Below are 21,848 nucleotides of genomic sequence, written 5' to 3' on the forward strand. Positions count from 1 at the left end.
CAGGGCAAGATTACGAAGCCCCTTGCCCTGCAAGGACTTGCGAAAGGTAAGCGTTATTGCGGTTCGCTTTTTTCTGCTTTCTTTTGATCCCTGCTTTGAAGCTGATTTCTTCCGTCAGCAGATTTAAAGCTATATGTCTTATAACTGCTAAATTCTCACCGGCTTGCTCTCGACGTATCCGACATTCATCTTCTTTAAAACCAACGTCTAATCGCCAGTGCATCTGATTTTCAATGCTCCAATGTGCTCGCGTGCTCTCTAGTAAAGCTTTAGCCGTTAGTTTTGCTGAGCTTATGTAGTGCTTGATTTGCATTGTTTCTGCTGGCTTATCACCTTCTTGACGAATTGAAACGACCATACCAATTGTGGAGAGTTCAGCCCAATCAAACGCTATATAGCCTAAGAAATCTGTATTGTGAACAACCATACTCAAACGCGTTTCTGTACGACCATGCCCTTTCTCTTGAGTGACGTATTTATCACCTTCAAAACTATTAATCATACTAGAATTAAACACTTGGCTAGTCGCTTGCTCCAATCGTTTTTGATTACCTTTTACCGCTAAGAGATAATCTGCATCTTGAGCGACTATCTTTTCAGCTATATCCTTCTGGCATCCCATAGCATCAATAGTCACTAAACAACCTCGCAAGGAAAGCATTTCAAGCAGTTCAGGGATCGCTTTTATTTCATTGCTTTTATCCGCAGTCTTCACTTGTCCTAGTACAACTTGGTTTGCTGCACTAAAGGCACTAACCATATGGATTGCACCACAACGCTTGTCTTTGTTGTATGTGCCTCTGAGAGTTTTGCCGTCGATAGCAATCACTTCACCCTCTGTCGTCTCATGACAGTCTTTCATCCACGCAGTAAAGCATCGTTGCAGTTGCTTGGCGGAAATAAGATTGATAACTCGGGCAATGGTATCGTGTACTGGTATGCCTTGTTTGAAATCACCATACTGCCTAAGCCATTCCAAGTTATCTTCACCAAAATCTTCAATATCCTCCCAACCTTCAGCACCAGCAATCACTGCTGCAATTGTTAAGAAGATAATGTCGGTTAGCGTGTGCTCTATTTTCCAAGCTTGGCGAGGGTCTCGAATAACTGAAATATGGTCCAAAAGGCTTAATCCATTCATTATGGCTAAATATCTGCTGTTAAAAAACAGTATATGACCACACCTAAATCTGATCATCAAATCGATCTTGAATGTATTGAATTTGTTGTGACTTCAGTGTACAAATTAGTGGAAACATCACTTCACGCTACCCCTTATTCCATATGGGTTTTTCATGATCTTGCCCTGGGGGGCACATGTGATATCTACTATGCTGATAGTAATTATTTTGGTGATTTAAGAAATGACTCTTATCGCTCTTTTGTTATTGAAAAGCGTGATTTGAATAATGTTATAGGCCTCGCTTACATGGACCTTCAGTTACATGGACCTCAATATCCTTTGCTGACAGGGACGAATGAGAACTTCCCTGATATTTTTAGGGGAGGGATCTCTTCAATAAAGCTGCTCCTACCCGGCTATGAGTTTTCTTATTGCCTTACCGATAATCAACAAAATTTGGAATGTACTGGTTATAGGAGCAATGATTCTCTTGGTTTATCATCTGATTATGATGATAACAGAACCTTATCTATACGTATTCGTGAATAATTTTTTTAGGGTCAAGAAGGACTTTAAATTGAAATTTAAGGGATCCCAATAAGGTTAGCAATTTCGCCTTATATCCTCGCTCGATCGGGCGGGGATATAAGGCGTCAGTCGCGATAGCGGCTTAATCTGGTGTTAGGTGTTATTGGCTTTCTACATATGCTTTAAGAGTTTCTATTGTTGCCCCTCCTGCTGTACAAGCAAAGTAATATCGCGACCATAAGCAGCGCTTTTGCTTTGCCTTGTTAGGTGGGTATCCTGCAATCTAAGCATTCTTGATGATATGGATTTGAGGTTATTCACCATCACGCTAATTGACAACTTTGGCGGATATGATAACAAGACTAATAGGGAAAATTTGCAGAATGGAACGATCAAAACACTGCATTTTAATAACTTAAATTTCCAACGCTAGTACTACTTGGAGAGCCTCACCCACTCTTGCCTCACGTTGTTTCCCTCAATGGAGAGCACCAATGAAACCAAGATTCCGACACAAACGTCAACACAGTGCGCGATTAAAAAACTAAAACACCCACCATGATATGTCCCCTGAAAAACAACCCGAATCACTCTTTGTTCTCGATATGCTCGACGGCAACGACTGGTGACCCCTTGTACTCACTAATCCAGCTTACGCAACATAGAGGTTACACCCTAGAGCCTTATCATCACGATTAATCACTCAACCCCCGTCCCAAGCCTTGCCATTGCAAGGCTTTTTTACGTTCATTTATCAAGGAATTACCATGTCAAGTAAGACCATCTTGAATTCTGACCATTTACCGATATTAAAAAAACAATTACACACTATTCTCAATCAACTTACCGATGCTGAAATTATTTCAAACAGCCCAATTAAAAAAAACACATGGTTATCGATTTGTGCTCAAGCGATAGGTTATAGCGACTGGGACGACTTAAAAGCGCAGACAGTAACGCACCACGTCTCAGCCCATAACATTGTATTTAACCAAGTGTCCATTATCCCTTTTATTCAGAGCGTGAGGGTAAGTCTAGGAGAGCACATCGACAACATTGAAGGATTTGCCTGTGTCATTCTAAGGAACTTAACTCCCGAAGAGCGAAACGCCATGAACGGCAAGGAAGGTGATCTTCCACCCTTACCCAAAGCCCCGACGTCCTATACATTAGAACTAGGTCCCAATACTGTTTATGCTTCCGACCTTTTAGATTGGCTCTGGCCTACCACCAAAAATCACCAAGTGGCCCCTATAAATAATCACTATTTAGAGCACGTGAAAGAAAAGCGAATTAACTTGAGTAAGCCACAAGTAAAAAAGCGCTCATTAGATGTTTACCCGCGCTCTGGCATGTTAGTAAGGGACATCTTAGGACAACTGGTTTCAGAGGGGTATCTAGAATTCAACGACACGCAAACATGCGTATCTTTTACACAAAAAGGTTTCAATTATTTAAATGGAAAAATGACCAACGAATATGACTCTGAATGGAAAGGATGGTTTAAGGCGTTTGTAGCTCATATCAAAAAAATCCCATACCGATACATCAAAATAGATTGGACACCCTATATCTATTTATATTCACGTGGAATGTCCCCCATTGAGGCGGCAAAAAATCTTGAATGGTCAGAATGCTACACTCAAGCGCACTCTGAGATCCGCTCCGCTCTTAAACACCAACTCAACATCAACTTACCTCTGTATCCCAAAGAACGATACCTGCAATTTACGCCCAGAATATTTCTGACACCTGAGCTTACCAGCAACAAGGTAACAGACATTCATTTTGAATTTATAGGACCCGACTGGGCTAAACCAAACGGCAATCCAAAAACAAAGCGCTTTTGGCCAAACAAACGCTACGTGTCTGTTTATTTAGATACCTCCCCCAAAAGTCGAGGTTGGTATGCCGTCATTCCCGATGAGGTTGATTGCTTTCAAGTGAGCTACAAATGGACAAGCCGGTCCCATTCTTTTTCAAGCGTCACCCATCATATGACTTACCAGTTAGAGCCAAATATAGAGTGTGCTCAAGATTGGCTGTATGGCAATGAGTGCATGAAGCATTCTGATTCTTCGAAACCAGCAATGGCCGCCGATGAATATAGCTTTAACCGTCTAGAATGCCTGACTCATGGCAAGCATTTAACCAAGGAAGAAATAATAGCGTTAGACCGATTTAAAGCGGGCATTACGTCCATTCACATTGATGAAAATGGCGTCACCATTCACGAAGAAAGAACGTTAACCGCTAGCAATTCATTTGCTTGTGTTGGGATCATTTTGTAACCGCAGTAACAGCACCCACCACTCAATTCATCGCCATCATTGGTGATTGGCATTACACAAGGGAACACCGTCATGCTTTCTATCAGCCCTCTTAAATCCGCTTCTGGCGCTGCAAAGTACTACCTAAGCGAAGAAACCCCCAAAGACCTACCTGACGTCTCTTTAGAAAAAGATGCCGGTGATAACTATTACCTCAAAGAAAAAGACCAAGAAGAAAACACCTTCTGGCATGGCAAGCTGGCCATCGAAGCGGGACTGGCTGGCAAACCCGTAGAGCAAGCCACCTTAGAATCGGTCCTCTCAGGCAGTCTTGGTGATGAAACTATTAAAGGGAAAAGGGGGAAACACAAATCAGGCTTCGACCTGACGTTTTCTGCGCCTAAATCCATCAGTGTTCTCGCGCTTATTGGCGGGGACACCCGCCTAATAGAAGCGCATAACAACGCAGTGAAGTTCGCCTTAACAGAGCTTGAAAAAGACGTTGCACAAGTCAAAGTCACTCATAAGAAAGGCGTTCAAGAATACGAAAATACGGATTCGATGATATTTGCGGTCGTGCGCCACAAGACCAGCCGTGAAAACGACATGCAAGTGCACTCGCACGCTCTCGCAGCTAACATGACTCGAGACCAAGAAGGGGATTTACGCGCTTTATCAACCAGCTTAAAACAAAAAGGGGGCGTCATTAACGGCACAGGCGAGCGCATCTACAACTTCCAAAAATACTACGGTATCTTGTACCAGAGCCAATTAGCTAAGGAGGCAGAAACCCTCGGTTATTCCACGCGAGGCGTCGGCAACGGTCAGTTCGAAATCAGCGGTGTCCCTCAGCCTATTCTTGATGCATCGTCCACTCGCAAACAGCAAATTGATCAACGCACACTCGATTTAGGCTTTGACTCTCGCGCCGCGCGAGATGTCGCGACCCTCGACACTCGTAAAAGCAAAACCCACCAGAGTAACGACAACCTCAACAAACAGTGGCAAAGCACCGTAAAAGACCAAGGGTATGAACCCGCAGAGCTTGTCACCATGGCGCAACAAGTAAAAGAAGCGCAAAACACCCCACCACTTGGTGAAACCAAAGCCGCCATCAGCAGAGCCATTGACCATCTAGGGCAATACAGCACCGCGTTACACCTTGAAAAAATCATTGAACTCACCGCCTCAGAGTTCACCAAAGGCGGCGTGCAACTCAACGCCCTTGATATCAAAAAAGTCGCGGATGAAATGATTAAGCAGGGCGACTTGATAGGACTCAGTCACAAAGGGCAATACACCACCAAAGGCTTAATTGATAACGAACAAGCGCTTATCGACAGCACCCAAGGTCGTGCGCATCACATGCGCACCCACGTTGAATCCAGCACGCTCAACAAGCTCGCTATCTCTGAAAACCAGCAGCGTATACTGACCGACCTGTACCACTCCACCAAACAGTTCCACGTGGTCAATGTGCATGGCTCATCACAAGATATTGCGCAGCAACTACTCAATGTAGGTAATCACAGCGGTAAACGTGTCCAATTGGTCTCCCAAAGCGTGAAAGCCAAGGCTGATAGCATGGAGAGCGTACAGCGCAAAAGTCAAACACTCAGCGCTTGGGTTGGTCAGCTCTTTTCAGAAGAGCAGCGCCACACCACCCACAGCTTATTGCAAAGCGATACGCCGCTGACCAATAAAGATGTCTTGCTCATCGATGACGCCAATAAGATGAGCGCCAATGAATTGTTGGCCCTCACCGATAAAGCCAAACAATCGAGCAGTAAAGTGGTGATGCTTAACCGCGTATCAAGCCGTCAGGGATTTAAAGCCAATAACGCTATCTCGCTGTATCAAAAAGGCAATGTGGAGAGTCATTCTTGGGTTGGCAAGCGAGCCAGCAACACCAACGTAAAACTGCATGACAATGATACCGATAGGATAGCGCGGGTGTACGCCGACCTCCCCGATAAAGCCAACACGCAAGTGATTGCCACTTCCAGCGTCGAGCAGCGGCGGTTAACCGAAGCGATACGGGGCCAGCTCAAAAATACCGGCGCCCTCGCCAGACACGAAACCACCCTATTCACTCAAACCCCTCACCACCTCTCTAAAGCGCAACAACCCCTCGTTCAACACTACAAACCAGGCATGACACTCACCCATTGGGAGAAAAACAAACCTCAGAGTTTTGTCATCGCCAGTATCGACAAAGAGAGCAACACCATGACCGCACTCAGCAAACGCGATGGACAATCACACACCTTTGACCCGTCCAGTCGCGCCTTTAAGCACATGAAGATGCAAATCAATAAACCGCAAAGTCTCAATATCGCCCAAGGCGAACGCCTTCAAACGCTAGGCAAACACTTCCCTGCTGGCTTGGACGCGAACCAAAGCTACCTTGTCACTCACATTGACAAAGAAAGCCTCACGCTTGAGAGCAAAGGGGAAACGCAGCGCGTCAACTTAGAGAGCCTAAAAGACGCGCCGCTGCAATACGACTACGTTCATAGCGCCCACCATATTGAGCCAAAAGCCCATACTTTACTGTCAGGCAAAGCATTTACCCTATCTAAGCCCCTGATAAGCGACCTGACTGAAAAAATAGAGCGCCTTGATATCTTCACCGACAAACCAGACAAAGCCCAAAGCGCACTTGAAAAAGAGCAGGTCTCCCCGTCAGCCATTGAGCGTGTACTGCAGACGCAAAACGTCAACGACCGCTACCTAAACGACGCCACCCAAGATTTGCTAAAGCAGGATGTCAGTCAGGCACTGTCAGCACTAGCCAAAGCGCAAAACGCCCCACTCATCGAAAAAGCGGTCAGCTTTGCCCTGAACCACCTCTCAGAGCGAGAAGCGGCTTTTAGCCAAAAAGCCTTAGTAGTGGAAGCGGTGCGTTACGCCTTTGAAGAAGCCGGAGGCTCTATTACCAAAGAGCAGGTTGAAACAGAGCTGAATAAACGCAGCAACACCCTCTCTGCAGAGTACAGTGACGGCACACGCTGGACGACGCAAGCCGCGCTGGAGACTGAAAAGCGCATCTTACAAAACATCGATGATGGTAAAGGCCAACATCAACCTTTTGCAACGCCTAAGCAGGTGCAAGACTTTTTCGATACCAAGCCTCGCTTAACCCAAGGGCAAAAGGACGCCATCACCCTTATCTCAACCACCAAGGACAGCTTTGTGGCCATCCAAGGGTTAGCCGGTACAGGTAAGTCCACCATGCTTGAATCCAATATTGAACTTATCCAGTTAGTCAAAGAAGCCAGCCAGCAGCCAGAGCAAAGCGTCATCGGTCTTGCGCCCACTCACGCAGCGGTAGCAGAGCTCGAAAGCAAAGGCGTGAAAGCGCAAACCCTGGAAAGCTTGCTCTCTGACATCCGACAAGGCAATCGAGAAGCCAGTGACTATCAACACACCTTGTTCTTTCTCGATGAAAGCTCCATGGTCAGCAACAAGCAAGCCGATGAGTTCACAAAGCTGGTCAATGACAGTCAGTCCAAAACAGCCAAATTGGGCGATAAAGAGCAGCTTTTATCACTCAGTGCCGGTAAACCCTTTGAGCTGGCCATAAGCCAAGGCCGCATCGATACCGCTTACATGACCGATATGGTACGTCCACAAAATGACACCCTGCACAATGCACAGCAAAACACCATTGATAAACAGCCACTCAGCGCCCTAGATAAACTCCAGCAGCAAGCCCCTGATACTCAAAGCAACAGTCAACATGTCATTTCCACGTTGGATGAAAACGACAAAGACCGACGCAGAGCGCAGCTCACCGCCACAGAGAAGCTGCCCTACATGGTCGCCAAAGACTATTTAGAGCGCACCCCCGAAACGCGAGACAACACACTGATTATCGCGTACACCAACCAGGAGCGAGACACCATCACCGAACACATCCGTGTCGGTTTGATGAAACAGAGTGAGTTAGGCAAAGAGAACGTCGTCGCAACCCGGCTACGCTCAATCGGCGCCACGGGTGAAGAGCTCACTACCATGATGCCGTATCAAAAAGGCTTGATATTGAGCACCAGACCCGGTGAGTACGCGACAATCACTCACGTTGACTCAGAGCATGGCGTGGTGACACTTCAAGACGCAGCGACAGGTAAGACTAGGCCATTCTTACCGCGCAACCGTGACCACCGCTTCACCACCCTGTTCTCTACGTCAGAAAAACCACTCTCAACGGGCGATAAAATCATCACCCGTTTTACCGATAAAGAGCGCAGTATCAAAGCCAACGTGGAGTACCGCATCACGCAAGCGACTACAGACCGTGTTATCGCTCAATCTAAGACAGGACAAACACTCAACCTTAACCCTAATGCGCTTAAAGACGGGCACTGGGACTACGCTTACAGTCGAACCGCAGACATGGCGCAAGGGTCCACCTATCAACACGTCATTAGCGCGATACAAAGCAAAGGCGCACTGACCAACTTAAGACGCGCCGGTATCGATGTGACTCGTGCCAGTCAGCACATTCGGCTCTATACCGACAACACAAAACAATTGGTCAAAAGCTGGCTTTCTAAAGAGAGCCATAAAGCCAGTGCGATAGAAACCCTCAACCAAATTCCACCCAAAGACACCACCTACTTTAACCGTAATGCACTCCCTCATGAGGACGTCCGGTTCCAAAATAAAAGCGGTGACTTTGACTACAACACATTTAGGGAGCACATCAATACGCAGCTACCAAAATACACCGAAAGCCTCGCCATTCAGTTATTAGGCCAGCCGAATCAATCCAAATCAGACCGGGATTATTTAACCTTTGGTATTGGAAAATCGGCCATTAAAGTCACCTTAACTGGAGAGCATCGCGGGTATTTCAAAGACTACACCACAGGCGAAAAAGGCGCATTGATTAACCTAATCATGAGTCATAAGGAAATGAATTATAAAGCCGCGATGAATGAAGCGCACAAGATGATCAACGAACCGGAAAAATATCAACTGGAGGAAAACAGTAAACACGACAAATTACTGAGCACCACCCCAAGGCATATTGCGCAGTTTGAAGAACGGGCTAAGGATTATATCAATCAAAGCTTACCGATGGATAACACACTGGCCCAAACGTACTTAAACAAGCTCGGTGTCAATAACATTGAAAACAACCATGTAAAATTCCACCCGGCGGTCTATTCATCCGAAGATAGATCCCTTCACCCTGCAATGCTAACCAACATCCACAATAAAGAAGGCGAAACCAAAGCCATTGAAGTGACCTATTTAGACACTCAAGGAAATAAAGATACCTCCCTAGACATTAACCCAAGAACCCTAGGGACGAAATCCAAACAATTAACAAGATTCCATCAAGGGGAGAATTTAAACACCACCATCATCAGCACATCGATTGAACAATCGTTTCTAATTCGAGACCAAACCCAAGGACAGATTGATATTATTAACCTCAATCATAAGAACGACATTCAAAACATCTCTACCGATGAACTAAGACAGAACATCATTATTGTATTAAATCATGGCAATCACGATTTAAACCCGAACAACATTGAAAAAATCGTCGAGAACTTTAATGGCCGAGACATCCAATTCATGTCAAATGATAACCTTAAAGAGGACATCAAATCGTGCATTGATAAACTAGAGCGAGATAACAGTGCACATAACCTTGAATTAAGTGAGCCGCACACGTCTCATCAGGAGAGGGAATTAGACACCTTCAACTATAATGAGAAAACAGAACTCGACAGCCAATCATTCGACCACTTTGAGCCAAAAGAATATTCACCTCAACAAGAGATGGAATTTAATCAATCAGAGAAAGAGAGACATTGGGAAGACAGAGAAATCGACAGAGAGTTAGAGCGATAATAAGAGGGTAGCTGCTGCTACCCTTTTTTTTCGCCTGCAAGATAAGCATCCACTTTTTTATCCACATCAGCGGAAACCAAATTACGCATTTCTACTGCATCTTTTTTATTTTCATGGAACGCGACACCATCAAAACTTTGTGTGTGGGTTAAATTACCCGTCCCTTGGATCATCCTGATCCGTCGATACATCTCTTCCATCAACTCGCGGTTAGACGGCCGCTCATCTTCCTTATCGTTCAGTTTGATCCTCAATGCCAGCGTGAGAAGTTGCCTGACGGCTTCCGCATCACATAACTTTTCTCTGTCTCTGAACACCTTAAAATCTTGCTCCAATTCACCCCGAATGTAACTCTGTACAGAAAAAGCTTTCGCCATAATCCCACCATCCTTTCTTAGATTTCCCTCTAAACAACACTTTACCTACATTACAATTAAATCACATGCTTGCAAAAAAGCTCACTATTTATCATTAAAAACATCGAGTTAATTGCTAATAAATCACTAGTACATCACTTCCACTTTAAACAAGCTCTCAGACCTTTCTCGAAAAGGGATTAAGTACAATTGATGCATTTATGATGTAAATCTACATTGGATTTCAGCGGCTAATTAGTTGAAATTTTGAAAATTTCCCCCCCAAAATATTCACTCTTCTATTTATATCATAAGTTATTGATTGTATTGTCTTTATGTTTAAAGCAGACAACCATTTAAATCGTTTTCGATTTAGCGTGGTGTGTGGCGGTAAACTGAAAGCGCAGGGGCACTAAATAAATTCTTTTTCTTTGGTTCGTATTTTCGCTAAGAGGTTGAATTATCCATAAAAAAAGCCCCTATTGAAAGGGGATGGGGTGTATATTTGACCACACTACTTTTGAATTAACGTCCAATTTTCTTCTTACAGGGGCACTTTGTTAGGAAAAACGCACGCGAAAAAAGTATTGTCAGATGTCAAAATAGTTTGTTCGATTCCAATAAAGTTTGATCACTTTTTGGCTTTAAATCCGTAATTAGCTAGGCACGAGTTATCTAATTTCTGCCCCATTATAAGGTAGACCTTTTACTCATTCACACCTTGTTAATGTGTGTTTCCCCTAATAAAAGTTATCTGACATTAGCAGTTGTCAAAGTTATACGACACAAAAGACATCATCGTGTTGCTTTTTGGCTTGGTATATCGTTTCTATCATTACTCAAGTGATGTAATACTCTCAACTTTAAAATGATAGTGATGTGCGTGACTTTAATCACAAATTTGAGTGCGAGATAAACCTATAGAAAAGTGAAAAACACATGCGATAAAGCCAATTGATTTGCTAGTCTAGTTACATTGATTGGCCTTCATGTCTTTAAAGTCGATTATTCAATCGTAGTGACCATTCATTTCCACATTACCTATTCAAATCGCCCAGAGATAAAATAATAGGCTCTAAATAATCACTGGGCCCACCATGAATCAAGAGCCACCAAGAGATATTCTTAAGCCTACTTCAAAACCCTGCTCTCGAATTGGTTGGGTAGTGGAAGTTCATCCAGAAAAGAATCGAGTCAAAGTAGATTTTGAGCATAACCCATTTTCTCAACCTCTCTGGGCGTCAATAGGCCGTGCTTTTACTCAGTCAGAAATTTTTATGGCCATCGATAATAAACTCGATTGCCGAATCTCTTTTCTATCCGAAGATCTTACCATTCCAACATTGGTTGATATCTATATTTCTTTGCTTGAAGAGCAAGAGCTTGTTGTTAAAGCAAAGAGGATAACCCTTGATGCAGAGGAAGAAGTGCTTATTGGCTCTGGGACGACACAAACCAAATATAGTGGAACGGATGGCCGTATCACTACAACAGCCAAGCATCTTAGTAGTAGCGCTGAAAAAATTCATAAGATCCAGGGCGCTAAGGTAAAACTCAACTAATCCACTTAATCTAAGTAGGACATATTAATGGCAGTTACAATAAGTGCAAATGGACTCAGTGTTGTCCATAAAGGCTCGGGAGGAGAGGCGAATGCTACCCTGCCTGATGTGTGCCTTACTACAGTCGGTAAACCTGTTGTACCAATCCCTTATGGAAATAACGCGAAGTCGGCAGATTTAGTGGAAGGCACTACGACAGTCACAGCAGATGGCGGAAACAGTATTGCTTTAAAGGGCAGTAAGTTTGCCAAGAGCACAGGCGATGCGGGCGGGGACAAGAAAGGCGTAGCATCGGGTACGATAGAGGCCGAGGCCGAGTTCATTTCCGCATCACCGAGTGTCATCATCGAAAGGAAAGGCGTGGCTAGGTTGTCAGACCAAATGACAATGAACAAGGGCAACACCATGTGCCTAGGTGGGGTTCAAAACCCTGCTGTCACGGTCACTGAAGATGAAGACGGCACTTACACTGTCTACATCAAGGCTCGATACCCGGATGGTGTACTTCTTAAGAACGCAGATTTTGACATTACCGATGTCTCTGGTGGTGCTCTGTCTCCTGGTCACTTTGATAACTCTGGCAAAAGCAAAGTATCAGGCTTAAAGCCGGGTCAAATCAAAATTCTGGTTAAAGAAAGTACGGATGAGTTTATTGCTACCCCGGTTCGTTTAACCAACCCACACTACCTACCCGACTACAATGATGATGACTTCTTTGATAGGTCTGCTCAGGGACAGCAAACCTTCTGGCACCCGAATCGTATTGCCCCGCCAGTAGAAGGCTGGGGAACCATGGGACCTAGCCTCACCGCTGACCGATATTTTGCCGATATTGTGGAAGCAGAAACGAAAGCCCACTTCGAGTTTAGACACCCTGATTTTCATTTCAGCGTATTGTCAGAATCGCTAATCGCGGGAATTGATAGTCTCTCTGATACGAGTTTTGATAGTGTACTGGCGAACGGGTTACCAATGGTGATGGAAGAAGGGGAAATTTTCTCCGTCTTATTTCGTTTACCCAAGCATGAAACCGCAGACCGTATGCTGGCTTACATGCGAGCTCGTGGTAAAGGTAATCCTCAGGTTTTCATCAATAACTACCCTTGGGATAAGGCTAAGAATATACTCAACTCTGAACTAGAGAGTCTACTTAGTAAGATAAAAGGGCGTGTGGAATCTCTTAAGTCCGAAGCTAGTCGGTTGAATTATGATTACTTGTCGTCTGATATCTATAAAAAGCATGTGAGTACCATTGATACCTATGCTAAAAAATTGTCCGATAACCTCAGCCAAGCTTTCAAGCGTATGGAAAATAAAGCTAGTCAACTTATGGATGATGTGTCAGATGTCTCGGTCATTCAAGCGCCTGATCATGTTTACTCTGCCGAAGCAGGGACTATCGAAGTAGTCGTGAATGCGATACCGAAAATAGAGTTAGAGGAGCAGAAGTGGATTAAGATCCGTGCCGTTCACGATGACCTGTGGGGAACGCCTGTTTACGCTAAAAACCTCAAAGTGATAGCCAATGGCTCCGTTCCCCATAAAGACAAATTGGATCTCAATCCATTGCCGCAAAGAAGTACGGCCTCAGAAACTATGGATCTGGCGTTAGAGACCCAGAAGACAGAGGGAGGTGTAGTGGTGGTCGATGATCTCAAGCCCAACACAGACTCTGTCACTATCGAGTATGAAGGTGAACCAGGCATTGAAGATAAGATTGTAAAACAACAGGAAGCTATCGAGACTTATTTGGACGGCCTTTTAAACACAGTCGCGAAAGATATGACAGGTTTCCAGAAACAATGGAACGAAGAAGGTGTACTTTGTTTGGGTGATGGTGTGCTTGAAGGGGCTAAAGCTTGGGGTGCTGATGTGGTGGAACTTTTCTCTCCCGAAGTCTGGGGCGAGATGGGCCATACCTTAGCAGATGCCACCACCGATGGTTTTGATAAGCTCTATATTTACGCCAATCAAAAATACAATGCATTGGAAAAGTACACCGCCGATGCGATGAAAGGAACGGAAGTTCAGTTAGCTCAAAGTGATTTACCAAGCTGGGTAAAACAGGCGGCTTATATTTCCAGTATGGCGCCTAACTTGCTTATTGCGGCCAGTGTGGATGCGTACGAGAACATTGATGAGGCCATTGATGATGTGCAGCTTTGGTGGAATGAAGGCTCAGACGATATGGCGCGCAAGATTAAGTGTATTGCAAGACACAGAGAAGCGATTTGGAATTTGCCTACGCTCTTTACCAACAACGATGTTAAAGGCGTAGAACAGTTCGTTGACACTGTTGTGATGGAGTTTGACCCTGAATGGGCAATGGAAATCAAGGAGAGTGAGTTTTTCCCTAAGGCCTTGGCGTTGATTAATGATGACAACAGCATCTTGCCTTTCTTTACATACTTGAACCTGATTATTGAAGCTGTCCCACCTAACTTCTATTTCTACCACGTGGGTAAAGCAGCTGCGTATATTGCCATTGAAGTGGTGTTAACCATAGTGATTGGTTTGCTAACTGGGCCAGCAGGGGCAGCCGCCAGAATTGCGACGGTTACAGCGAAGTTTACCATGGGCGTTAAAAAGGTTGGTGCAGCCTCTCATGCCGCACAAGCACTAGAAACCTTTACCAGCACCGTCGATGGTTTAGTCGACATCTTGCCAGATTACGACAAGTTAGCGGGCCATTTGGCATTGCGCCGTAAGTCCGCCATAGCAGACAAACGGGTTAATAGTACCGCTCAAGTGGAAGAGAAACATGAGCCTAGAAAGGGTAAATGTCGACTGTGTAAGAGTGAAGAACATAAAACGCCTCGGTTGTACCGGGGTGAAATCGAATATGTATAGGATAAGTTATCTATGGGCACACTGATGAGTCAAGAGGCGGCAGAATCGGATTTCGTCGATGGTATGATTGAGAAAAAAGGCTATCGTAAGCGCTGGGTAAACAACGTAAAAAAATTATCTGAGCACCCTTATAATAATGGTATCCATATGGATACCCATCATATTATTTCGGCAGAAGCAGTAAAACACAGTGAGCTGGGTGAAAACCTAGTCAACAAAGGCTACGACATCAACCAGTTATCGAATTTGGTCGGCTTTCCTGCTACTTTGCCGGGTGCATGTCAACTCCATTGCCAATTACACCGCGGCGATCATATCTTTAGCCGACCTAGGGAAGAACCTTATCATCGTTACGTTTCTGGAGAGTTGAGAGATCCAGAGATAAGAAAAAAGATTAAAGACTGCTATGGAAAGACTAAGAAAACAGAAACCGAGTCAGAGATACATAAGCTGCTCGACCCGATTAGTCGTAAAGTGCTAAAGAAAATCAACAAAATTGAAAGAGGGCAATTTTTTTCATTACCGTTGACCAAAATTTCCCAATACTTTATTCCAGGAGGACCCGGCTGCGCCTGCCAATTCGATATTATCAACGCACAAACCAATCCTGATAACTATTGCAACAGTGACCGGCTTCACTATCAACTGGGCGAAAGAGATGGCAAAGACAAGCGCTATCAAACCAGTAGTTCCCCATGGAACACCAAAACGATCACGTACCAAAACACCAGATGGATACCCAAGGTAGGACAATGAGCCAATACAACGACCAATACTATATTGTTTTCGAAAATTATGATGAAAATACTTTGTACCTAAAGCCTCAAAAGCATTCAGCCATGAGGGATTACGAATACACCAAGCTAAGTGGTGATGAGCCAATGCTTTTTGAAAACTGCTATCGTGATGAAGATTTGGTTCGAGGGGTTTCTAGGCCAATTAAAAAGGCTCACTTAGACTCAACCTACCCAGTATTTTCTGATGAAATTAAACAATCTCTTGGTAATATAGACAATGCATGTTGTCAGGTTTACCCCAGCGTGATCGTAGATGATCATGACAAATATCATGAGGGCTATTGGGTGTTTAATGTATTTGAGAAAATGGATGTTTTGAATCTAGAAAAGTGTCAGATTGATGATTATGACCCGGAAGATACTAGACACACAATTGAGCAGTACTATTTGGATGATAACAAGTTGTCTGCGATGCCAGAGAAAGAACGCTTGGTCTTTATGCCAAAATTCAGCGATTACCCTCATATTATTGTTCATGAGAAAGTAGTAAAAGCGTTCAAGAAACAAAACGTGGATACGCTTAACTTTGTAAAAGTCTCTGATTGGGTAATGGGCCTCCAGTTTGTAGAGTCTTAATGGACCAGTGGGCTGCTGAAGGCATTGGGGAAATCTGCATTTATAGCTTAAAACTAGGTATTCAAGAACAATAACTTTATTTGCTGTTTCTGAATATATGTAAACTCCCCAAATAGTACAATTTGATCTGCTTCAGCGATACTGGACAATCACGTAAACAAATTTGCCATACTTTTAATAATTCATGCTTCGCTAAATTAGCAATCTTGCTAAATCGTTTTTGTCCAAGAGTTTCTTTGGTTGAATTTTTACCCTTGGCACTTTCTAGCTCGAAAGTGCCCCATTGTTGGATAGACCTTTTACTCATTCACATCCTGTTCATGGGGTTTTGCCCTACTAGAAGTTATCCATTCTTCTAATGCTGTTCGTCGTGAATCCCCGTGTTGTATCACGGGGGTAAATTCGACCTACCTATCAGCACTCACATAACCCTGCTCTGGCTACAATTTCAGTGCCAGCTTTACACGCTAAGCTATACACCATGATTCCATATATTGGATTCATTCAGCTCCTTTTTTCGATAAGTAATTGTTGCTAAGGGGAAATCTCGAGTAGAATTGGAGTAGCAAGGAACCAAAAGAAAATTTCGGCCTAGTTAATGTTAAGTATACGTTTCAATAAGGAGGAATCTTGGAAAATATACCAAAACCAGATCCTAAAGGGACAACGGGATCTCAGGTTGCCAGTTCAGCGGACTATATAACAAGCATTGAACCTCCGCCGTTTCAGCATGTACATAATGTACTGGAGGGGCTTGCTGAAAATAAATTCAAGGCATTAGGCGGTGAAGCTACCGCTAAGATTATAGCCGCCTTACAATCACAGAACTTCCATGAAATAGCTAAGCTTCAAAAAGAAAACAGCCGTTTGAAGGAAAAAATAGAAGATTGTAATCGTGAATACTATGATTGCCGAGAGCAAGCAGCCGTTTATAAAAATCAATTGGACAGTATCAATAAATTACGTAAAAAAAGTAACTTAGAAGCAACATTTGGAACAGCATTGATTGGTATATCTATTGAGCTCTATCGTACTCCTGAACTCAATTCATCTATTGCTGTTATCTTGGCTTTAGTTGGGGCAACTTTACTTATAGCTAGTTGGTTTTCTGGTGTTGGAGGCAAAAGTGATAGTTAGTAATATTTCTGAGTTTACGATTACGGGGATTTTAGATAAGGGTGTGGCAAATCTAGAGCGAATTGCAATTTTTGTAAATCAGACGGTAAACACTGGTCAATTCGGGGTCATGATTGGAAACCAACCTTTCGGCCATACACAGGCTTACCCTGTAAAAGATAATTTGCTTTGGTTTGGTGATGCGATATTAAACCAAGGGGATTGGATATTCCTCTATACAGGTTCAGGTAAGGTTACTCAAACCTCTATTGAAGGAGGAAAACAACTGTATTCGATTTACTGGGGCAAGCCGCAAACAATATTTGCTAGGACAGATATCGTGCCTATATTATTCAAGGTCGAGGCAGTTCAGATACCTGCAATGCCAAATGATGTACCTCAAGTACCACCAAATGCTCTGTAGAGCGTTAGGTTACTATCCATAACAGGTGATATTGTTGAAATTAGAAGAAAAGTTAGTAATTTCAATATACTGTGTTGTCTTGATTTCCTTTGGTTTTCTGCTGGCAACAGCTTTGTTTTTTGATTTAGATGGAGTTACGTCTTCAGATATCTTGTCTGGGCTTGGATCTTTACTTAGCGGTATAGGGACTCTTGGGTTACTTTGGTTTGGTTGCGAAACATATTCTGACTGGAAGAGTTCGAAGTCGAATGAAGCTGCTTTCGTTCTTTATAGAGACCTATTTGTCTTTAAGTACAAACTCATGTTACTCATCGACAACATTGTAAAATCAGGCGGAAATCCCCGTTTAGATTTACAAGTAGAACAAAGTTTCAAGGAACTAGATTCTCATATAGACGCTTTGGTGTTCGGCTCATCACAATTTGATTCTTTGGTTAAAATTAGCGACACCCAGTGGTTTCTTGCTCATACGCATGCCTTGAGAAATCGAGTTAGACGATTGATGAACTTAGCATTCTCAGAACATCTCAATTCGACTCAGTGGGACGCAAAAAAATTAAATTTACGAAGTGAAGTAGTAAAAAGTGAACAACAAGAAATGAACGATATGCTGCAAAAAATGGAGCGTAAATTAAATAGCATGGGCTTTAACCCTACAGCTTAACCAACGTTAATACATGCTTAAATTTAGATACCTATAGTAAAAAGCCGAACTCAATGAGTTCGGCTTTTTTCTCCTTGATATGACCAAAAAGGAGGACTGGATTATTCAAAACAGGACAGTTCTTCGCGCCAGTCAAGGTCACCTTATCAACTAGAGTCACATCATGTTAGTCAATGTAATTTAGACTTTGAACTCTCATCGAGAAAACCATACTTTTCTAATCCCTTTTCTTAATTTTTGCTATCGCTCTAGCTAACCCAAGTAAGTGAGTTGAAGTCTTAATCTCTAGTTCAGACTGAATTCCCAAGAGCGCAATCCCTGCCAATATTTGTTGTGGCATAACCACTTGTCCTGTTGGCAATTCCATTCTGTCGTATAACATTTTGAATTGTATCCAATCTTCACTGATGCTTAGTTCCCGACCCTTTGCCATTCTCATAAGCCTTTTACACTCGGGTGGAATTGGATTTCCCTCATCCCAACCTGTGACTGTTCTCACAGTTTTAAAACACAGTTCCGCGACCTCTTCCTTGGTCATTTGGCACTCTAACTCTCGAAAAATGTAATTCTTACTCATTTCGCGACACTTCAATGATAAAACCTCTAAATACAAGAGGTTGCACTGATTCAAAGAGATATGCACGATTGAACATAAGCAGACAAAGTGCGCACTGTACAAAGGCGTATTAATTGGCAAATTTGCCTTATAAAAAGTTATTCATGAATCACTAATATTAGAATTCCTGAAACTCATTTTTGTCCAAAAATAATTTTCACACCTAAGCCACCTAACACCAATTAGGCAGCTTATAGTGTTTACTCGCTCATTATTTACCAAGATAAAAAATCGAGTTCATTTCTAATGTCCCTTATCTGCTCGTCGGTCACTATGTTGGATGCTTTCTGTTTTGGCTTGACTTTAAGATCTCTGGATTTACGCTTCTTAACCTTAGAATGACTTCCTCTTTCTACGGTTATGATTTCAGTGATAACGTCCCCTACTCTCTCTGCGGATTCAGAGACTTGCGCATCATCTACATGTGTATAACGAAGCGTGGATGAAATGCGAGCGTGACCTAATAACTTCGACACCATCAGAATAGGATACCCTTCTAATACCGCATAACTGGCAAAAGTATGACGCAAGTCGTGAATACGGACATCTTCGATATTCGCTAAAGCTCTCACTTGTTGCCATATCATCCCTACCTTAGTTGCCCGACTCACAAAACGACGCAAAGGAGCAAAAACATCATCGTGGGGCTCACTTTGTTTCGACCAAGCTTGCTTTGGGATATCTAAAAGAAGTTGTTGCGCCTCCTTACCAACATACACCACCTTCGCCCCCGTCTTACTGTCTGGTAAGTACCACTCATTGCCTTTAATAAAAGACCATTTCAAGCCTGTTACCTCCGAAATACGACAACCTGTAAGCAAAATCAAGTTTAATACCTGACAACAACACGCTTCCATGTCTCCTTGTTGGCTAACCGCCATCAATGCCTTATGGAATCGTGCCAACTCATCCAAACTCAAAAAACGATTGAGCTTCTTTTTTCTGTTTTGCTGGATACCATCACAAGGGTTATTCATGCAGTAGCCCTGCTTAACTGCATATTTGAAGATAGAGCGAAGCACATCAAGATTACGATTTGCAGCCCCTGCGTAACTCTGACTAAGCTCATCAAACCAACGGTGTACACGAAATGAATCAATACGGCCAACGGGATAACGACCAAACTCTGGTAACAAATGTTTTCTTAAGGCGCTCAACGCCCCCGCTTGCGTACTGGGTTTCCATTCCTTTAAGACCGTCTCCGTCCACTCTTCTTTCACTAACGCATCAAAACGGATTAACCGTATCGGTTTTGCCTCTTTTTCTAAAAAAGAGCTCTGCAAAGCTTGTACGTGTTCTCTGGCTTGCTTTAAGGTGAATTGCCCCACTGCTGCTAACGTCTTATTGGGAATGGGTAAATAAGTCACATAGAAACGACGACCATCCGCATACACCCGAACCCCTAACGCAGGATTCTTGGTATCCCACACTGTATACGTTCGAGCTTTGGCGTTAAGTGATTGAACCACCTTCGATGAGAATAACAGTGATTTCATGAGCGCATCCCCTTCACTAATACACTCGCCACATGCGTGGCCGCCTGACACACGTCTTCACGCCCTAAATGCGCATACTTCAAGGTGGTTTCCGCTTCCGCATGCCCTAAAAGGCGACTTAATACGACTAAGTTCACCTTCGACTGAATAGCAAGGCTCGCGTAGGTATGACGTAAATCATGCAAGCGTACCCCCTCCAATCCTGCTAACTGGCGAACTTTCCCCCAGAATTCAGTCAACTGGTTTATCGATATGGGTTGAGTGTTGCAAGGAGCCGGAAACAGGTAATCACTCTCTGATTGCCATGCGTCAAGGTAAGCCCTGACTTGTGTGCAAAGGTACACTGTTTTCGCCCCCGTTTTACTGTCTAATAAATGCCAGTGACGACCTCTGTACTCTTTCCATTGCAAGGTTCTGACTTCCGATGAGCGACAACCTGTATATATTAAAAGTCGAATAATCATAACCTTATCTGGATTATCCTTCTCTAACGAGTCTAAGGTGCCCCATAATTGGCGTAATTCGTCTTTATCAAGGTAGCGTTCGACTTCTCCAGCTTTATAACGTTTGAAACCACGGCAAGGATTGGTATTTTTAGGACGATAACCCCACGTTTCACATTGCTGCATCATAACCGACAGCAAGACTAACGCTTGGTTAGCTGAGCCTTTCACATGACTTAACTGAGCAAACCACCGCTCTACCTCGTTTCGATCAATGGATTTCACCTCCTTATCTCCAAGGTAAGGAGCGATATGAAGACGAAAAGCACTTTCGTTTTTTTTCAAAGTACGAGGCTTCCAGTGACGTGGGTAACGCTTAAAAAACTCTTGGCCGAATGCCTGCACCGTTATTGTGGGTAATGTTTCTATTGTCGGACTGCGAACTTGATGAACAAGCTGCAAGGCTTCGCGTCTTGCTTGGCGCAGTGAGCACTCTAACGCACAGCCTATCTTAGAATTCTTTCTCAATCCGTCACTCTGAAAACGAACAAAAAAAACTCGCCTTCCTGATGGGTAGACTCGTAAATACAGTGTAGACACCTTGCTATCATAGTATTCTTGTGTGATTGACGTCGGCTTTACACGCTCGATAAATCGCTGAGTAAGCGGCATTTTTTTCATTTTTAGCTCCTGTTTACAGGGGCATTTTTGAACAAAAAAACGTTATCAAAAATGCCACAACATGAAAAAAGCGAAAAATTTAACACCTTAACTATCAGTTACTTACAACAGACAACCATTTAAATCGAACTTCGATTTAGGGTGGTGTGTGGTCACCAACTCAACTAACCAACAACTCAGAACGAATGATCTGAGTCCCTAATCAAAGCGACGGGAAAAACTGACAGCGAAAGACAAAAGCCGACCAGGTGGCGAATGAATCTGACGAACGAGGGATGCGGGGGATCTGGAAATTGAAGGAAGAAAGCAAGAGGAAAAGCTGAAGGCCTCGCACCATTATGGTGCAAGGCCTTTTATTGAACGTTCATCTTAAAATAAACCGATTGGACTTTTTGGATGTATATTTTTCTGGCGTTCTCGGTGCGTTTGGAAAAACCCGCATTATACGCGCCGACGCTGTTCCAGTTATAACCAT

Annotated in this window: 15 protein-coding genes and 2 pseudogenes; 10 read left to right on the forward strand and 7 right to left on the reverse strand. The window is 43.5% G+C overall.

The features are described 5' to 3' along the window. Nucleotides 1–10: 10 nt before the first annotated feature. Nucleotides 11–1,141, reverse strand: coding sequence for an ISAs1 family transposase (locus tag AB4323_RS21260; RefSeq protein WP_372153308.1), 1,131 nt, complete (start codon nt 1,139–1,141; stop codon nt 11–13). A gap of 33 nt (nt 1,142–1,174) precedes the next feature. Between AB4323_RS21260 and AB4323_RS21265 the strand changes: the two genes are divergently transcribed. Next, complete coding sequence (locus tag AB4323_RS21265) at nt 1,175–1,672, forward strand: hypothetical protein (RefSeq protein WP_372153310.1); 498 nt, start codon at nt 1,175–1,177, stop codon at nt 1,670–1,672. Between the two features lie 139 nt (nt 1,673–1,811). Here the strand turns inward: AB4323_RS21265 and tnpA are convergent. Continuing rightward, nucleotides 1,812–2,014, reverse strand: a pseudogene (gene tnpA / locus AB4323_RS21270) (IS200/IS605 family transposase); the annotation flags it as partial. Between the two features lie 404 nt (nt 2,015–2,418). Here tnpA and AB4323_RS21275 point away from each other — a divergent pair. Further along, nucleotides 2,419–3,942: a hypothetical protein gene (locus AB4323_RS21275; protein ID WP_102533714.1), complete on the forward strand. Its 1,524-nt coding sequence runs from the start codon at nt 2,419–2,421 to the stop codon at nt 3,940–3,942. 72 nt (nt 3,943–4,014) lie between these two features. Beyond that, nucleotides 4,015–9,792 (forward strand): conjugative transfer relaxase/helicase TraI, encoded by a 5,778-nt coding sequence (gene traI, locus AB4323_RS21280; RefSeq protein WP_372107103.1) that lies wholly within the window; start codon nt 4,015–4,017, stop codon nt 9,790–9,792. A gap of 17 nt (nt 9,793–9,809) precedes the next feature. On the opposite strand, the gene AB4323_RS21285 is transcribed toward traI, so the two are convergent. Beyond that, on the reverse strand, nt 9,810–10,169 hold the full coding sequence (locus tag AB4323_RS21285) for a hypothetical protein (protein ID WP_372153312.1): 360 nt from the start codon (nt 10,167–10,169) through the stop codon (nt 9,810–9,812). A gap of 1,076 nt (nt 10,170–11,245) precedes the next feature. On the opposite strand from AB4323_RS21285, the gene AB4323_RS21290 reads away from it, so the two are divergent. The 7 genes from AB4323_RS21290 (at nt 11,246) to AB4323_RS21320 (ending at nt 18,137) form a co-directional block, all read left to right on the forward strand. Further along, a complete protein-coding gene (locus AB4323_RS21290; protein WP_017097876.1) occupies nt 11,246–11,710 on the forward strand; it encodes a hypothetical protein in 465 nt (154 codons plus the stop codon). Between the two features lie 27 nt (nt 11,711–11,737). Next, entirely contained in the window at nt 11,738–14,560 is a 2,823-nt protein-coding gene (locus tag AB4323_RS21295) for a PAAR-like domain-containing protein (RefSeq protein WP_372127492.1), read from the forward strand. A 12-nt stretch (nt 14,561–14,572) separates the two neighbouring features. After that, nucleotides 14,573–15,316 carry an AHH domain-containing protein gene (locus AB4323_RS21300; protein ID WP_017097878.1) on the forward strand — a complete coding sequence of 248 codons (744 nt, stop codon included), beginning with the start codon at nt 14,573–14,575 and terminating at the stop codon, nt 15,314–15,316. Continuing rightward, complete coding sequence (locus tag AB4323_RS21305) at nt 15,313–15,933, forward strand: imm11 family protein (protein WP_017097879.1); 621 nt, start codon at nt 15,313–15,315, stop codon at nt 15,931–15,933. Before AB4323_RS21300 ends, AB4323_RS21305 begins: the two co-directional genes overlap by 4 nt. Before the next feature lie 630 nt (nt 15,934–16,563). Next, nucleotides 16,564–17,070 carry a hypothetical protein gene (locus AB4323_RS21310; RefSeq protein ID WP_280613246.1) on the forward strand — a complete coding sequence of 169 codons (507 nt, stop codon included), beginning with the start codon at nt 16,564–16,566 and terminating at the stop codon, nt 17,068–17,070. Then, entirely contained in the window at nt 17,060–17,473 is a 414-nt protein-coding gene (locus AB4323_RS21315) for a hypothetical protein (protein ID WP_280613247.1), read from the forward strand. The genes AB4323_RS21310 and AB4323_RS21315 overlap by 11 nt, the downstream gene beginning before the upstream one ends. Before the next feature lie 34 nt (nt 17,474–17,507). Beyond that, nucleotides 17,508–18,137 carry a hypothetical protein gene (locus AB4323_RS21320; RefSeq protein ID WP_372127491.1) on the forward strand — a complete coding sequence of 210 codons (630 nt, stop codon included), beginning with the start codon at nt 17,508–17,510 and terminating at the stop codon, nt 18,135–18,137. Between the two features lie 217 nt (nt 18,138–18,354). Here AB4323_RS21320 and AB4323_RS21325 read toward each other — a convergent pair whose 3' ends face one another. The 4 genes and pseudogenes from AB4323_RS21325 to AB4323_RS21340 all read right to left on the reverse strand — a co-directional run. Then, nucleotides 18,355–18,729, reverse strand: coding sequence for a regulator (locus AB4323_RS21325; protein ID WP_280613250.1), 375 nt, complete (start codon nt 18,727–18,729; stop codon nt 18,355–18,357). Between the two features lie 239 nt (nt 18,730–18,968). After that, nucleotides 18,969–20,249 carry a site-specific integrase gene (locus AB4323_RS21330; RefSeq protein ID WP_102535543.1) on the reverse strand — a complete coding sequence of 427 codons (1,281 nt, stop codon included), beginning with the start codon at nt 20,247–20,249 and terminating at the stop codon, nt 18,969–18,971. Further along, the gene (locus tag AB4323_RS21335; protein ID WP_102535542.1) at nt 20,246–21,373 is read right to left on the reverse strand and encodes a site-specific integrase; all 1,128 of its coding nucleotides are present in this window, start codon (nt 21,371–21,373) and stop codon (nt 20,246–20,248) included. The genes AB4323_RS21330 and AB4323_RS21335 overlap by 4 nt, the downstream gene beginning before the upstream one ends. A 353-nt stretch (nt 21,374–21,726) precedes the next feature. Further along, a pseudogene (locus tag AB4323_RS21340) lies at nt 21,727–21,848 on the reverse strand (twitching motility protein PilT); the annotation flags it as partial.

The organism is Vibrio sp. 10N.261.52.C11 (assembly GCF_041471405.1).
Lineage (GTDB): Bacteria > Pseudomonadota > Gammaproteobacteria > Enterobacterales > Vibrionaceae > Vibrio > Vibrio crassostreae_C.